We start from the raw sequence: 15,215 nt of genomic DNA, 5'->3' as shown, positions 1-15,215 counted from the left end.
TAAAGCAGGCAGCGTTGTTTCGCAATGTATAAGAAAAGGATATTTGGAAATTATGTCGAACTATAGGACGAAGCTAAATAAATTTGTTTTTGTTGGCAAATTTACCTTAGTTTGTGCTGAAACATTTCAATATGAAGATACTAAAATTTTCCATCACTCTTTGTGTCGCAACAGCATTATTGGCTTCCTGTGCGGGGAAATACGCGAAGACTGAAAAGGTATATAAGAAGCAAGCAAAAGAATTTTCAAAACTCTATAAACAATCGCCTGTCACCGGTCAATTGGAGAAGGTGAATGTCAAAGAACAACAATGGATCGCCTCGATTAATTTTGGCATCCGTAAACCCAATTTTGTTGTCATTCATCATACAGCACAGGATTCTTTGGGACAGACCATCCGTACATTTCATTCCGCCAAAGCAGGTGTAAGCTCCCATTATGTGGTTGGTCGGGATGGAAAAGTAGTGCAGATGGTCAATGACCTCTATCGTGCACATCATGCGGGCTTGGGGAAATGGGGCAATGATACAGACCTCAATTCTTCTTCCATTGGCATTGAGCTCGACAATAATGGGACTACAGATCCTTGGACTGATGCCCAGATCAACGCCTTGACGCAGTTGTTGACTTATTTAAAAACGACCTATAGAATCCCGCAGGCAAATTTTATTGGACATATGGATTTGGCACCAACCCGAAAAAACGATCCGTCACGTTTTCCTTGGAAAAAATTGGCTGATCAAGGATTCGGCTTTTGGTATGAGGACTATTTAGAGACGCCTCCAGCAGACTTTAACCCAAAAATGGCCTTACGTATTATCGGTTACGATGTGAGTAATCTCGATGCGGCAATAAAAGCTTTTAAGATTCACTACATTCAGCAGGACGTAAATACAGCCTTCATGAGTGAGAATGACCTTAAAATTCTGTATTCCATCTATAAAAAATATTTATAGCGATCCGCTAAACCAAAGACAAAAAAAAGATCCTGCCTTTCAAAAGGCAGGATCTTTTTTTGAATGGTATATGATTGCTATAATTTGTTCTTATATATATTGAAGTACGTATCAAAAGCACGTTGATAGATTAGTTTGAACCAAGGGGTAAACTGTTCGGGTGAACGTTGTATTTCATTTTGAATTTCCTGTTGATTCATATATTTTGTTGTGGCAACCTCTTCTTCGTTAATTTCTGGAGTTCCATTAAATTTTCCGAATAAGACATAATCGAATTCATGCTCCGTAAGCCCGTTATCAAATTGAGCTTTATAAACGAACGAGAAGACATCTTGAAGGGCTGTTGCAGTAATTCCTAATTCTTCCATTAAGCGCCTTTTGGCGGCTTCTATGTTACTTTCTTCCAGACGCTGATGCGAGCAGCAGCTATTGGTCCAAAGTCCGCCACAGTGGTATTTACTTAATGCTCTTTGTTGCAGGAGCAATTCATCTTGGTCATTGAACAAAAATACACTAAAAGCACGGTGCAATAGCCCCTTTTCATGGGCTTCATATTTCTCCATGCTGCCAATCATCTTATCATTGCTGTCAACCAGTATTACATTTTCTTGCTTCATAAGGCATAAAAATAAATATAGCCCAATTTAAGAAAATTGGGCTATATAATAAATTAAAATTTTGGAGACGATCTGCTTATACGGTTTTTACAAATTTTTCGTCGTAATTTTCAATATCTATGATATAGCCGTTTTTAATTAAGAATTCAAATAAAGGTTTGGCTTCTTCAGAAACCGGCATATTGTGCGTTGTAATAATCTTATTTTCTTTTTTCAAGAGATAAGGATATGCGTAGAGTTTCACATTTTTATTGAACATCCCCGAGATATAGGAAAGAAGTTCATTGGTGTATAACTCTTTATTATAATTATCTGAATTGAAAATGTTCTTTAAATTGTAAACGTTGGTTGCAATTCCTATGTTCTTAGGCTTAAAGTTGCTAATAAACTCTGCTAAATGATTATTTCTTCTAAAGTTGCTAACGATAATATTATTGCCTGTCGCACATAGTTCGTCAGCCCTAGAAGCAAATTCTTGCAGGTCTTCATCTGTAATTTCATGCGTATCTTCCAATACATTTCCCATTAGGACTTCAATTAATACAATGGTGTCTGCGTCAGTTGCTCCTGTATTTTTTTTGAACTGTTCAACGGCAAGATTGAAGAGGTCAAAGTTTGGAAGGGATTTTTGACGGTATTTGGTGCGAAGTAAAATAATGTTCTTTTTGTACAGATAATCTTTGATTTGTACCGCTTTGCCATCAGGCTGGAATATTGCGGCTTTAGCAAATCCTTTTGCAATCAAGTATAAGTTGATGAGGCGTTGGTTGACGTTTTCAAATAGAGGCCCGTTTAGTTTAACCAGGTCAATCTCAACGGAACCAACAGAAAGGTTATCGACCAATGATTCGATCATGGTCTGCACATTGTCTGTATAATAATAAGCCGCAAATAATAGATTTACACCAATTATACCTAAAACCTTTTGTTGCAATTGGTTGTCGCTGTCTAGCAGTCTTACATGAACAATGATATCATTTGTAGGGCCTCCAACTTCATGTTGGAAGCGAAGTCCGATCCAGCCGTGAGGTTCATTTGTCTTGGTGAAATTGAGGGTTGTTACCGTATCTGCAAAAGCAAAGAATTTTTTGTTACAGTATTTATCGCCATGAAGTCTTTGGGTAAGAAGATTGAATTCATGGGAGAGCATTTTCTTTAAACGTGTTCTGCTGACATATCGACCATCAGCCTCTTCACCATAAATTGCATCACTGAAAGCCATGTCGTAAGCTGACATTGTTTTAGCAATTGTGCCTGATGCTGCTCCTGCGTTGAAAAAGTTACGTGCGACTTCCTGTCCAGCACCGATCTCTGCAAAGGTTCCATAAATCTCTGGGTTTAGATTTATTTTCAGGGCCTTTCGCTTGGTTTCAAAAATTTCTCTTGCCATGATGCAAAGGTACAAAAATCAGCAAGCTAGTGAAAATTAAAAGTATGAATGAGAAAAACAGAATAAAATTAGGCTTGTTTTATAACAAGCCTAATTTGTTGAAAGCATAGAATAGCGCACTAGCATGTAGTGCCTGACTGAATTTGTTGTCCAGCAACATGCTTTTTGCTTCTTCAAGCGGTATACGATAAACATCGATTTCTTCATGTTCATCTAATGCCTGTTCCTGAACTTTTTTACCCCCCGTCATCAGATAGGTATAGGTAATATTGCCACTTGTCGCCGGGTTGGCATAAAGCGTGGCGATTTCTTCAATCTGATCAAATTGATAGCCTGTTTCTTCAAGCATTTCACGCACAGCAGCATTTTTAGGATCTTCTCCTGCTTCTGTTGTCCCTGCGGGAATCTCCAATGAAATAATGCCTGCTCCATGGCGGTATTGCTTAATGACCAGAAGTTCGTTCTGCTCAGTAATTCCGATCATATTTACCCAATCTGGATACTCCAGTACGTAATAATGATCATTGATCCGTCCATCCGGAAGCTCACAGGTATCTCTGCGCAGTGTAGCCCAAGGCTCTTTACAGATATATTCAGAGGATAATAGTTTCCACTTTTCCATTAGCTTACAATATCTTTCATCATGCGGTCAACCTTCTCTTCCAAAATAGTTTGCACATCGAAATAATCAGCAGTATCTTTCAAGCTTTCTTTTACAGAACAGTAAAATTTAATCTTGGGTTCAGTTCCCGATGGTCTGGCAGAAATCACATCGCCATCTACTGTTATAAATTGCAATACATCAGATTTAGGCAATGCGATCGCTCTTCGCTCCCCTGTACTCATATCTGTGATTTGGGAAAGCTGATAGTCCCTGATTTCTTTGACTTTTATTCCACCGAGTGCGGTTGGTAGATTATGACGTAAGCCATTCATCATGGCCTGAATTTCTTCGGCACCAGCCTTTCCTTTTTTGGTTAAGGAAATGAGCTTTTCTTGATAACAGCCAAATTCTTTGTAGATATCTAATAAAACTTCGTAAACTGTTTTTCCTTTTGTTTTAAAATAGGCGGTCATTTCGGCTAGGAAAGCACAAGCGTTTGGAGCGTCCTTGTCACGCACTAGATCGCCGACCAAGAAACCATAACTTTCCTCGCCGCCCACAAGATATTGTGCTGAATCACCTAGATTGGTAATCAATTCACCAATATATTTGAAGCCTGTAAGTGTTTCATAATGCGTTACACCATAGTGATCTGCGATATCGGCTTGTAAATTACTGGTTACGATAGTTTTTACAATATATGGATTCGATCCGAGTTGTTTTAGTTCACTTTTTGCACTGAGGACATAATATATCAATAAGCTGCCGATCTGATTACCATTGAGCAGTTGAAATTGTCCCTTATTATTTTTTACGGCAATCCCTACACGATCAGCATCGGGGTCTGTCGCCAATACAAGGTCAGCATCAATTTCTTCCCCTTTTTTCTTTGCTAAAGCCATTGCATCTTCCTCTTCGGGGTTTGGATAGATTACCGTTGGAAAGTTGCCATCAGGCGTGGCCTGTTCAGCAACGACTGAAACATTTTCAAATCCCCATGCTGCTAGCATTTTAGGAACAATGGTAATTCCGGTACCATGTATTGGTGAAAAAACAATTTTTAAGTCTTTTTGAGCCCTTACCGCTTCCGGATGAATACTTAATGTCTTATTGGCATTGATATAGAGCTGATCGATTTCTTCCCCGACAGGAATGATATTTTGCGTATTCCCGTCAAATTTAATAGTGCTAACTGAGCTGATTGCATTTACTTCGTCGATGACATTTTTATCATGAGGTGCAGTCAGCTGGCAGCCATCGTTCCAATAAGCCTTATAACCATTATACTCCTTTGGGTTGTGTGAAGCCGTTAGCATAACACCGCTCTGACAGCCGAAATGGCGGATGGCAAACGACAGCATTGGGGTCGGGCGTAATTCGGTGAACAGATGTACCTTGATCCCGTTGGCTGCAAACACGTTGGCAACCAGCTGGCCAAATGCCTGCGAATTGTTGCGGCTATCATAAGATACCGCTACTTTAATCTCCTGATCTGGGAACTGTTTCTTTAGATAGTTGGCTAATCCTTGCGTGGCTTTGCCGATCGTATACTTATTCATCCGATTGGAGCCTACGCCCATAATACCCCTTAGGCCTCCAGTTCCGAACTCGAGATCCTTGTAAAAAGAATCTGTAAGTTCTGTCTCCTCATTATTGTCGATTAAATCCTGAACTGCCTTTCGAGTTCCTTCATCATAACTTGGGGTTAACCAATCTTCGATTTTCTTTTGTATGTCTTTATCTAAATTTTTCATTATCGTTAAGTTTGGCTAAAATGTACAACATATTATACGTCACATCCGGCATAAGCACGGTCTATAACTGTAATATACCATTTTTCTCCCTCTTTTGTCACATGAAAAACAAAGGGTTCTTCATGTTCATTGGAGGTCATAATGGCTCTATAACTTTTGGATTCTATATTTCTTAGTCGCTGTAATTCAGTATTACTAATTTTGGCATTAAGAATTTCATTCATGAACTTTGCCGTTTGAGATAATTCATTGGGGCGGGATTTTCTATCGTAATAGAATCCGGCTTTATCCCACTTCATCGTACCACAATCAAAAATAGGTAGTTTTCCGGACTTCAAAGGGCCCTTGTACGTTAACTTTTCATAAGAATGGTATTCTGGCACAGGTTTAGAAAAATTAAAGCTATTTTGGTGCACATAAGAGTCTAGCGCGCCGGGACGATAGATAATATAAATTCCCAATTTGGGATGTACATAGGAATTTATTGTTTTACTGTCCTGTTCTGAATATGCCTTGGCAAGTTTCTCCAGTACCTCCTTCAGCGTTTCGGAGTTCTCTTTCTTTACTTCCTTTTCAGTCGTGTCACGTTTTTGTAGGGTATCCACAGGAATTGAATCCTGCATGATTTTTACAGCCTTATCCTCTTTTTTGCTATTTCTACAGGAGATCGTGCTCGCAGTGAGACAAATAAGAATAAAGAAAAAGAGATTTCTCATGATGATTTTGTTTAATATTACTTCTTTGAAGTCAAGTTTTCAATGATTGACTTTAAAATAGAGCGTGTTGACGGAAGCCACCATTGTTCGAGGATGCGCTGTATTGTCTCTTCTCTATTCTCGCGCAATTTAAGGATTATTTCCTTTCGGAAGTTCAATTTGGATGTCTGCCAGGTCTTTTGGTTGAACTGCGTGATCTGTTTTATTTTTTTTGTTGCGTTATTGAAGAGTATATTGGGGGGAACAATGTCATCGATAAGACCCTGTGTTTTTGCTTCTACAGGAGAAAGCAATTTACCTTCGAGCAAATTCTGATAAGCATTCCGTTTTCCGATCCAAAACGCATAAAGCTGAAATATACTTTCAGGGACGATGAGTCCGACTGGAATTTCATTAAGGCCAATCACAAAATTCCCTTCGGCCATAATCCGATAATCGCAGCAGAGCGCCAGTACGCAGCCTCCAGCTGGGCTATGACCAGATATTGCGGCGACTATTGGTTTTGGAAAAGCCGCGAGTAATGATGTCGCTTCCAGGAATAAATTCCAGAATTCCCGAATTTGATCTTCATCGTATTGGAATAAGGTAATTAAATCGAGTCCTGCGCTAAAGAAATTTTCCTTGCCAATCAATATTGCACCATAAATTGCTTCATTTTGCTGGGAAGATTCCAGGGTGTCTATCAGTTCCTTCAATAGCTGAGTGTCGATGGCATTTGACTTCCCCCTGTCGAGGAAAATACTTAAAATATGATCTTCTATTTTGGTTTTAATATGTTCCATAACCTTGTCTTTAAATATAACGATTTGTTTGCGCTGCTATTGTGATTTTACCTCTATTAAATACTCCAGATGAGCAATTTTTCCATCCATGCTTATTCCCTCAACGGTTAGTTTGTAGGTCCCAGGTTCGTCAGAAGTAAAGAATTCGAAATGTGTTTTTCCTTCTTTCTGCGTAATCAGATTTGGTTCCCATGCGATGGTTGTCCGTAGATCGCGTGTAAGCTTATGTTGGATTGTTGCATCATATTGGGGCTTGAAAAAGGTTCGGGGTACATATAGCCCTTTTGGCGTGATCGTTAGTATTCCTGTAGGGGTATAAGATGAGGAGATGGCATCTCCCGATTTACTTGTAATCACGATAACACCGTTGCCCCCATACATGCCATATATGGCCGTATTGCTTGCACTACGAAGAACCTCGATACTAGAAATATCCGCTACATTGATCATGCTTATTTGATCTGCTTCAATATACATACCATCAAGAACAATTTGCATGGGACTTCCGCCATTTAACCCCATGGATCTTGTGCTGTAAGGGACACCATTTCGAAACATGACACCAACTAATCGACCCGCAAGGCACTGCTCCAGTGTCGTACAAGTAGAAAGGTCTTCGGCCGAAATGACCTGATCGGCATTTCCTGGCCCATTGAGGTTTCTGGAGTTCTTGTCAGCTTTATTTGTTCGTACTCTATTGACCTGTACCTCTTCCAACCGAATGCTCTTTTGGATTATGCCCGCAGCTTCCAATTCGCCAAGGAATTGTTGGCTATTTTTCAGTTGTGTTAGTAGCGTGGTATTGATGTCGTTAACCAACAAGGGTTGATCTTTACTCGGATTTGGAGGAGGGGTAAGCGGGTTGTCGATAACAATATCAACTCTTTTTTTCTCTTTGGGGCCATCACCTGTCACAATAAACTTGACACTGTCTGCAAATAAAAGTTCGTCAAATGAAAATCGGCCATTATTGTCTGTCAGTGTATCCACACTCAGCAACATATTGCTCGTCGGTATCAGCGTTACTTTGGCATTTGGCACCACAGCCTTTCGGGCCGTTTTCTTGATTGTCCCAGCGATGGTAAGTCCTTTTTCAGGAAGGAGCGAAGTAGTTGATGTACTGGTGTAATTCTTCCAGTCCAACTTGCGCCAACCTTGGATCAACATAAGATTGTCCAGTTCTGTCAGTTTAATGTTCGTTAAATCCTCAAAGTAATAGTTGGGGCGTTCAATAAAGCCACGAAGATCAGATTTCAATAGGAGCTCCGAGACAATAGATGAATAATAACGATCTGTCGTGGAATCAACCTTGCTGAGGTTTACCACTGATGCGGAGAGCGCAGCAAACCTAGTGGTGTCACTATCGTCATATTTAACGGAAAGATCAGCAATCACTTTATCGCGTGTTGTGAAGCTGGATTTGTTGAGTTCTATGGAAACAGGAAGTAAGGTCGATGTCGTATTGTAGTTAAACACCAATCTTTCCACAATAGGAACCATTTGATCTGTTAAGATGGATAATTGTAAAACTCCAGAAGGCAGGTTTTTTTTGGGGATATTGAATAAGATGTCTGTGCCATTCAATTTCTGCTTTGCGGCATGGAAGACAAGACCGTTATATTGGGCTACCAGATATATATCTTTGCCGTTGACCAGATCCGCTGTCGCGGATAGTTGTGCAGCAATCTTATCCTTTAGTCCGGAATTTACCGTAAGAACATATCCGCAATTCAGCACTGGCGGTAAGGCTGTGCTCGTGGAAGACCCGTCTTCGAAAAGGGCTGTAGCGACGTATTTTTTTCCTGCCTGTAGGACGAGCGGGATACTTCCCATCCCCAGTGAATTTGTTTCAAAGTCTGCAATAGTCGTTTGATTTTCTTCCACCACGGTTATTTTGGCTTTTTTCCCCAATCCAGCAGGAGTAAGGATTTTGAAACCTGTTTTGCATAATATGTTGCTGACCAGTTCGCCACTTTCGGGGAAAATTTGAATGCTATTTTGGCTTTTTGGATCGGGGATAATAAAGGTTTTTAAAATACGCCTTTTGTCAAGGGAAAGAAATTGTAGAGACAGCGTTCCGCCTTTAAAGTCATCTTTCAATTCCAAAGCTATTGTTCCATTATCGTTTGATTTTAATCGGCCTGATTTTTCTTTATTATTGTTTGGTTGTAGGGTATAATTGATGCTGTTATTAATTAGCGGGGCTCCCTGAATGGTTTTGAGATTAATCTGGAACATGTTTTCTGCTCCGTTTTTGACCAGTTCACTTTTGGTTATGATATTATCAGATCGACCATTTGTAATGGGAACGACGCGTTCATAAAAATTCGCTATAGAGTCATTTTGCATCCACCTGGTAAATGATCTAACGCGATAGGAGCCTTCTTCCAAGGTGTCCGGCAGATTGAAGTCGCCTATACTTAGACCGAGTGTAATTGGAATTTTGATAGTTTTAATGATCTTATTGGTTGGAGAAATCAATTCGACATTCGCAATTTTACTCATGTTGCTCAAATAATTAAAAGGGGCGGTGCTGCAGTATAATTTAAACCAGATGGTTTCTCCAGCCGAATAATCATTTTTGTCCAAATGGAGATAGATTTTTTCCTTAATGTGCTGGCTATGGTAAGTATCCAGTTTCTGCAACGTCTGATCGATCTGGGCCGACGCCAACAAAGCGAATAGGAGGGAATTTACTAAAAGCAGTAATTTAGGGTACATATGACTATTGTTTTATGAAAATTAGAAAATATTTTCCTTTAATCAATTTATAAATCAAAATATTAGTCTCATTTTAAACGATCTGATACCTTAAAATTAGCATAAAAAAAATATCTTTGTCTTATGAATATCCTAATAATCGGTTCAGGAGGTCGTGAATCAGCCTTCGCCTATAAATTGTCGAAAAGTCCACGTTTAGATCAGTTGTTTATTGCTCCAGGAAATGCTGGAACAGGTGCGTATGGTCAGAATGTAAATATTAAAGTTACCGACTTTACCGCTATTGCAACCTTCGTTTTGGAGAATAACGTGCAAATGGTGCTCGTTGGTCCAGAAGAGCCTTTGGTAAAAGGTATTCATGATTACTTTTTAAATCGGGAAGATTTAAAAAATATCCCGGTAATAGGGCCACAACAAGAGGGTGCTCAATTGGAGGGCTCAAAAGATTTTTCAAAGCAATTTATGGATCGCCACGGCGTACCTACTGCAGCTTCAAGATCGTTTGATGCGACATCATTGGAAGACGGATTGGCTTACCTTGAAACGCAAAGACTGCCAATTGTGCTTAAGGCGGATGGCTTAGCAGCTGGCAAGGGAGTATTGATCTGCGAGACGCTCGAAGATGCTAAAGCTGAGCTAAAAGCAATGATTGCAGATTCAAAGTTTGGAGAAGCTAGCCGGGTTGTGGTTGTTGAAGAATTTTTGAAAGGAATTGAATTGTCTGTTTTTGTTTTGACCGATGGTAATTCATATAAAGTGCTTCCTTCTGCAAAAGATTATAAACGCATTGGAGAAGGGGATACAGGTCTGAACACGGGTGGTATGGGATCGATATCTCCGGTTCCTTTTGCAGATGAGACATTTTTAAATAAAGTAGAAGAGCGTATTATCAGACCAACAGTTGAAGGACTTAAAAAAGATGGTATTCCGTATAAAGGATTTATTTTTATCGGTTTGATGAATGTGGAAGGGGAACCTTATGTCATCGAGTATAATGTTCGTATGGGAGATCCAGAGACTGAGTCCGTATTGCCACGTATTGAATCGGATCTGTTGGATTTACTGGAAGGTGTTGCACAAGGCAATTTGGATCAACGTTCCTATACAGTATCTCCTAAAACAGCCGTGACGGTGATGTTGGTTGCCGGAGGTTATCCCGGAGATTACGAGTCGGGAAAAGAGATCGCCAATATTGAAAACGTGAAAGAATCCATCGTATTTCAAGCAGGTACGAAAGAGGTAGATGGTAAGATCGTTACTGCAGGCGGACGTGTAATTGCTGTTACCACATTGCAAGATACGCTGTTTGAAGCCCTTCAACAGGCCACAGCAGATGCTGGGAGGATATATTTTGAAGGGAAATACTTCAGAAGAGATATCGGTTTTGACCTTATTTAAAAAATATTTAATTTTTTTTTGGAATACTGATTTTAAGATCTATATTTGCAACTCCAAAAACAACAATGTTATTGGAGTTGCATAAAAAGGCCCGTTCGTCTAGGGGTTAGGACGCAAGATTTTCATTCTTGAAACAGGGGTTCGATTCCCCTACGGGCTACAGATCTAAAAGTCAAAACGTACAAAAGCCTGCAAATTAAACATTTGCAGGCTTTTTTGTTTGTATTCGAGAGAACAATATATGATACCTAATCGGATATTTCACCTCACAATCGACAATTCTTGAAGACCAGATAATTCCAAAATTAGCCAAAGAGAAGTGTTTTTCACTTAACAATGCTTTTTTCGAAATAATAAACATAGAAAGGTGTATGCAAAAATATGCGTATCCTCTTTATTTTGTGTGATACAAATAAGCAGTTTATTGAGATAATTCTATAGTATCAGCATCTTTACAATCCCTAAATTTGAGTAATCAATTATAGAAAGAAAACCTTAGAGAAGCATTTAGAAAGTCAAATCAGAAATCATTCGTCCATTTTCTTCATGAAGAAAAATAATGTAGAACGTCGGAATGTGAACGGATAAGGTCAATAATCTATTGTGTGTATAAAATAGAAAATTAGTAGAAAAGTAATTTTAAAAACCGGAAGACTTTGAAGAAACTGTCATAAAGTCTTTTTTTATTTTAAAAAGATTAATAATAAGCAAAAGTAAGAAAAACGATTAAGACCGTTGCTATACAGTGATTTGTAAAATTATAGTCTAAGAATGGAATGCTCTGTCTTACCGGTTTTGGACTTGAAATGACAAGGTTTGGTTACTAATTCGTTACTTGTTGATAGCTTGTAATTTTGTGGTAACTGATTATAATTCAGTGTTTTGCATTTGTTTTCATAATCCCTTGTAACTCAATGTAATTTAATTTTAATCATTAAACATTTGAGTTATGGAACAGACAAAAAAGTCAACGTTCAAACTACTTTTCTATTTGAAAAAGAATGAACTGAAAAAGAATGGAAATGCCCCCATTATGGCACGTATTACCATTGACGGAACAGCTAAAACTTTGGGAACAAAGCTAGAAATCAATCCAAATAATTGGAATTTGAAATTTGGGAGAGTTGAGGGAAAAAGTTCAGTTGCTTTAAACATCAATCAAAAGTTGGATAACATTCGTGGGCGCATCGACAAGATTTATGAAGATATGCTGAAACACGAAGGTTTTGCTACATCACAAAAAGTGAAACTGTCATTTTTAGGTGTCGGCGTAATGAATGATGCCATTTTAAAAGTTTTTAACGAACAGAATTCAGAATTTAAAAATTTAGTCGATAAGGGAGAACGTGCAGAAAGCACCTACTACAAATACAATATTGTTTATACTCACCTTTCAGATTTCATAAGCCAACGATTTCATAGAGACGATATGGCTTTCCGTGAGTTAACTGGCGACTTTATCAGAGAATTTGATTTTTATCTTCGATATGATAAACAATGTAGCCACAACACGGTTTGGGTTTACACGATGCCAGTTTTAAGCTTAATTGAACTGGCGATGAAAAAAGGTTTGATACGTAACAGTCCTTTTGAGGATTACGAAATCAGTATGGAAGAAACCGATAGAGGTTATCTTCTGAAAGAGAATGTTGAAAAATTAATGAAGTGCAAACCATCGCATCCTCGATATGAGCTGGTAAAAGATTTGTTTATTTTCAGTTGTTTTACAGGGTTATCGTATGTAGATATTAAAAAACTGACCGTTAGAAATATCCAATCTTTTTTTGATGGTCATCAATGGATTATCAGCAGAAGAAAGAAGTCTGATGTTGCATCCAATGTTCGCTTAATGGATATTCCAAAACGAATAATTGAAAAATACCAAGGCACCTCACGCAATGAATTTATTTTTCCGGTTCCTGGCAATACAACTTGCAATAATCACATTAAAATATTAATGGAAGATGCCGAGATTATTACTGAACAGAAAGTTACCTTTCATACTGCGAGACATACATTTGGAACAATGTTTTTGACCGAAGGTGTGCCTTTGGAAAGTCTTAGTAAAATGATGGGGCATAAAAATATTGCTACTACACAGATTTATGCCAAAATCACAAGCCAAAAAATTAGCAAGGATATGGATTTGGTTGCGCCTAAATTTCTTGCTATGGAAGAAGCTTTTTCAACAACTATTTAAACCATTTTTATTTTATCATTAGGCAGAACTTAACGGTTCTGCTTTTTTTTGGGCTTTAATTTTAAAAGCAAAAGCACATTTACTCTCCTCTGCATATCCCAACGCTGTAAAAGAGCTTTCTGCTTCTTTTGAAACAGAAAATTGAAAAATGCAATTCCCTTTCTCATCCCCTCGTCGATTTCATTTTTCAATTCCCTGTCGCAGGCTTTCTTAGCCTGTATTTAGTTCCAAAAAAAAATTATTAGAAAATGATTTTCCATAAGCAACCGGTAAAAAGGCAGCTAAGGTATAGCGGGCTGCCACCGCCCCTGTCCAACCAAAAGACTACGGCATAATGGCAAGGCAAAATGATGGCTTCGCCGAGTGGTAGTGTGTTGCCTTGCCACCCTTCGGGACTTATTCCGTTTCCTTTTGGTTTTTCGCTTAGCCCGCTAAGATTATCTGCTTTCTTTTTTCCGGTTTTTCTTTTGGAAAAATTATTTGAGAAGCGAAGCGAAACAAACCACTACGATTGCAGGAAACGAGAAAAGTGAACCTAACAAAAATGTACAACTTTTTAAAAATTATGGTTATGAACATCATTGGAAGACTGACAAAAGATGCGGAAGTACGCACATTGTCAAATGAAAAACAGGTAGTGAATTTTTCTGTAGCAACCAACGAAAGCTACAAAAACAAGCAAGGCGACCGCATAGAACAAACAACCTATTTCGATTGCGCTTATTGGATTTCTGCAAAGGTAGCCACACTACTCACCAAGGGTAAATTGGTTGAACTCACAGGCAGAGTAAGCACAAGAGCGTGGATAGGAAAAGACGGAGAAGCGCATTCTGGGTTAAACTTTCATACCTCGCAAATCAAACTGCACGGAGGTGGCAGGAAAACCGAAACCGTGCAAGTTACTGGAGAAGGAAAAACGGATGACCTTCCATTTTAATCAAGTATACAAATCATTTTTTAACATCAAAATTTTATCAAAATGGCACACAACATTAATTTCAACGAGAGAACAGGACGTTATTCATTTTTTAGCGTTCAGCAAAAAGCGTGGCACGGTTTAGGGCAAATCGTGGAGCAATTCCCAACCAGTGAAGAAGCGATTAAATACGCTGGATTAGACTATGAAGTCGTAAAATCCCCAATTTTCACTAAAAATTCGGGCATTATCGAAACTGCAAGCGGTATCGAAATAGGCAGTAGCGAATTGGAAGTACCTAATTATTTTGCCAACATACGAACCGATAACAATGCCGTTTTGGGTGTAGTTGGTAAAGATTATCACATTGTACAAAACCGTGAAGCTTTTAATTTCTTTGATGCTATTGTAGGCGGTGGCGAAGGTATTCTGTACGAAACCGCAGGCGCATTGGGCAACGGAGAACGTATTTTTATTACAGCTAAATTACCCGATTATATTCGTGTTGGCAATGGCGATGATGTTACGGAAAAGTATATTTTTCTAACCACTTCGCACGATGGTAGCGGAAGCATTACAGCCGCATTTACACCTATCCGTATTGTTTGTCAAAATACCTTAAATGCTTCATTGCGAAATATGACCAATGTAGTCCGCATCAAACACACATCGGGAGCAAAACAGCGTATCGAGAATGCCCACAAGATTATGGGATTGGCAAACACATTAAGCAATCAATTAGAGCGCATTTTCAACGATTGGGCAAAAGTAAAGGTAACAGACCAAGAAGTAAAAAAGCTAATTCAATTGGCACTTTGTCCGAACAAGGAAACTTTTGATTTGCTTAAAAAAGGTGCAGAAGATGAAATTTCAACCCTCTTTAAAAATACGGTTGATGATGCTTTTGCCTATGCAATGATAAGCGACACACAGCAAATGGAAACAACCAAAGGCACATTGTTCGGAGCGTACAACGCTGTTACAGGCTACTATCAGAATGTAAGAAATTACAAAAACGATGAAGCCAAATTGCAGAGTATTGTATTGGGCGGAACTGCCCAACTAAAATCGCAGAAAGCATTTGAATTGTGTACTGCATTTGCTTTAGACGGTTCGGAAATTTTAAATCTTAATTAATTAATAACAGGCTACCGCTTTAAT

The 15,215-nt window shown here is 38.7% G+C and carries 12 protein-coding genes and 1 tRNA gene; 6 read left to right on the top strand and 7 right to left on the bottom strand.

Annotated features, from left to right (window positions below; all coding sequences use genetic code 11):
• Nucleotides 1–131 precede the first annotated feature (131 nt).
• Nucleotides 132–956: an N-acetylmuramoyl-L-alanine amidase gene (locus tag AACH28_RS15760; protein ID WP_341830948.1), complete on the top strand. Its 825-nt coding sequence runs from the start codon at nucleotides 132–134 to the stop codon at nucleotides 954–956.
• A gap of 77 nt (nucleotides 957–1,033) precedes the next feature.
• Here AACH28_RS15760 and idi read toward each other — a convergent pair whose 3' ends face one another.
• The 7 genes from idi to AACH28_RS15725 all read right to left on the bottom strand — a co-directional run bounded on the left by idi (nucleotide 1,034) and on the right by AACH28_RS15725 (nucleotide 9,540).
• Entirely contained in the window at nucleotides 1,034–1,573 is a 540-nt protein-coding gene (idi, locus tag AACH28_RS15755; RefSeq protein ID WP_341830947.1) for an isopentenyl-diphosphate Delta-isomerase, read from the bottom strand.
• A gap of 76 nt (nucleotides 1,574–1,649) precedes the next feature.
• Nucleotides 1,650–2,963, bottom strand: coding sequence for a nicotinamide mononucleotide adenylyltransferase (locus AACH28_RS15750; protein ID WP_075990474.1), 1,314 nt, complete (start codon nucleotides 2,961–2,963; stop codon nucleotides 1,650–1,652).
• A gap of 79 nt (nucleotides 2,964–3,042) precedes the next feature.
• A complete protein-coding gene (locus AACH28_RS15745; protein ID WP_075990475.1) occupies nucleotides 3,043–3,585 on the bottom strand; it encodes an NUDIX hydrolase in 543 nt (180 codons plus the stop codon).
• Nucleotides 3,585–5,321, bottom strand: a complete 1,737-nt coding sequence (locus tag AACH28_RS15740; RefSeq protein ID WP_341830946.1) for a phospho-sugar mutase — start codon at nucleotides 5,319–5,321, stop codon at nucleotides 3,585–3,587. The genes AACH28_RS15745 and AACH28_RS15740 overlap by 1 nt, the downstream gene beginning before the upstream one ends.
• 32 nt (nucleotides 5,322–5,353) lie before the next feature.
• Nucleotides 5,354–6,037 (bottom strand): hypothetical protein, encoded by a 684-nt coding sequence (locus AACH28_RS15735; protein WP_341830945.1) that lies wholly within the window; start codon nucleotides 6,035–6,037, stop codon nucleotides 5,354–5,356.
• 17 nt (nucleotides 6,038–6,054) lie between these two features.
• Nucleotides 6,055–6,819 carry an enoyl-CoA hydratase/isomerase family protein gene (locus tag AACH28_RS15730; RefSeq protein WP_341830944.1) on the bottom strand — a complete coding sequence of 255 codons (765 nt, stop codon included), beginning with the start codon at nucleotides 6,817–6,819 and terminating at the stop codon, nucleotides 6,055–6,057.
• Nucleotides 6,820–6,855: 36 nt separating this feature from the next.
• Nucleotides 6,856–9,540 carry a TonB-dependent receptor plug domain-containing protein gene (locus tag AACH28_RS15725; RefSeq protein ID WP_341830943.1) on the bottom strand — a complete coding sequence of 895 codons (2,685 nt, stop codon included), beginning with the start codon at nucleotides 9,538–9,540 and terminating at the stop codon, nucleotides 6,856–6,858.
• Nucleotides 9,541–9,663: 123 nt separating this feature from the next.
• Between AACH28_RS15725 and purD the strand changes: the two genes are divergently transcribed.
• The 5 genes from purD (at nucleotide 9,664) to AACH28_RS15700 (ending at nucleotide 15,191) form a co-directional block, all read left to right on the top strand.
• Complete coding sequence (purD, locus tag AACH28_RS15720) at nucleotides 9,664–10,938, top strand: phosphoribosylamine--glycine ligase (RefSeq protein WP_341830942.1); 1,275 nt, start codon at nucleotides 9,664–9,666, stop codon at nucleotides 10,936–10,938.
• An 88-nt stretch (nucleotides 10,939–11,026) separates the two neighbouring features.
• Nucleotides 11,027–11,098, top strand: a tRNA-Glu gene (locus AACH28_RS15715).
• A 789-nt stretch (nucleotides 11,099–11,887) separates the two neighbouring features.
• Nucleotides 11,888–13,138, top strand: coding sequence for a site-specific integrase (locus AACH28_RS15710; protein ID WP_074229951.1), 1,251 nt, complete (start codon nucleotides 11,888–11,890; stop codon nucleotides 13,136–13,138).
• Nucleotides 13,139–13,709: 571 nt separating this feature from the next.
• Nucleotides 13,710–14,075, top strand: coding sequence for a single-stranded DNA-binding protein (locus AACH28_RS15705; protein ID WP_074230271.1), 366 nt, complete (start codon nucleotides 13,710–13,712; stop codon nucleotides 14,073–14,075).
• Nucleotides 14,076–14,117: 42 nt separating this feature from the next.
• Nucleotides 14,118–15,191, top strand: a complete 1,074-nt coding sequence (locus AACH28_RS15700; RefSeq protein WP_341830941.1) for a DUF932 domain-containing protein — start codon at nucleotides 14,118–14,120, stop codon at nucleotides 15,189–15,191.
• The last annotated feature ends 24 nt before the right edge of the window (nucleotides 15,192–15,215 follow it).

Origin of the sequence: Sphingobacterium thalpophilum (genome assembly GCF_038396785.1) — a bacterium.
GTDB lineage: Bacteria > Bacteroidota > Bacteroidia > Sphingobacteriales > Sphingobacteriaceae > Sphingobacterium > Sphingobacterium thalpophilum_A.
Note: the sequence above shows the minus strand (reverse complement) of the source record. Positions and strands in the feature narration are given on the sequence as shown.